Source organism: Cellulomonas sp. P2_B4, assembly GCF_056404795.1.
In genome coordinates this window covers 1-985 of record NZ_JBFUDI010000027.1, presented here as the reverse complement: position 1 = coordinate 985, position 985 = coordinate 1, and the positions used below count along the sequence as shown (strand labels likewise).

The following is a 985-nucleotide window of genomic DNA, read 5'->3' as shown; positions in this document are numbered from 1 at the left end:
CGGCAACGCGCCGCGCCCGACATCATGCTGCGCCGATTGCCCGCTATGTTGAATCGATCCGGCTCAGGAAGCAGGAGGCCAGGACGGACCGATCCTGGCCTGAAGCAGGCCGGCGAGACGCTGGTGGTCCTCCAGCGATGGGTGCCCATCGCAGCCGTCCAGATCGAGGCCCCCGAAATGAACGGTCGCAATCCGCCCCGGCGCGCCGGGCACCAGCTCGGCCGCAACCTGCTCGACATCGGCGATAAAGGCGTCCGACCCCATCAGGATCAGCCTGGCCTGTGGCAGCCGTGCCATCACATCGCGCGCGAAGCCGACATAACGCGCCCGATAGGCAGCGTGCAGCGCGGCCTGGTCCTTCCAGGCCTCCCCGGCGTGGAGCGGCGTCGAGAAATCGTTGGTGCCCAGATTGATGACGATGATCTGAGGGCGCCAGCCGCCCGGATCGGACTCCACCGCCGACGGATCCGAAGGGATGAGCCTGGGATAGAGACCAGGCTTGGTTTCGCCCGCCCGGCTGCCGTCATAATTGCGCACGATGCCGAACCCGGAATAGGCGTTGACGCGATAATCCGCGCCGAAGCGTCGCGCGAGCAACGGGCCAAAGGCGCGTTGCGTATCAGTGGCCCGATGCATCTCGGCGTTCGTGCAGGTCGGCACCGGTGAGCTGTCGCCGTATCCGACCGTGTAGGAATCGCCGATGAACTCGATCTGCCGCCCGGTCCTGGCAGGCGGGGCGAGCGGCGCGCCGCTCTTGCCCGGATAGAAACCGATCAGGCGCGTGACGTCGCTCTGGGTCTCGCTGAGCTTTTCCAGCCTGACGTCATGCTGCCCATCGCCGAGGCGATCGATCGTGACGTCGATGTTTCCCGAGCTTTCGAACCGCTGCCGTTCCACGCCGTCGATCAGCAGCCGCAGGCGACCATAGCCGTTGCGCAACCGGACCGTCAGGCTGGTTCCGGTGAAGCGCCCCTCGACATAGACC

The 985-nt window shown here is 66.4% G+C and carries 1 protein-coding gene; it reads right to left on the bottom strand.

The genetic code is table 11. The annotated features are described in order from the left end of the window. Positions 1 to 63: 63 nt before the first annotated feature. Positions 64 to 985, bottom strand: a 922-nt coding sequence (locus tag AC1DZC_RS19865; RefSeq protein ID WP_477044463.1) for an SGNH/GDSL hydrolase family protein, incomplete at its 5' end; no start/stop codon positions are given.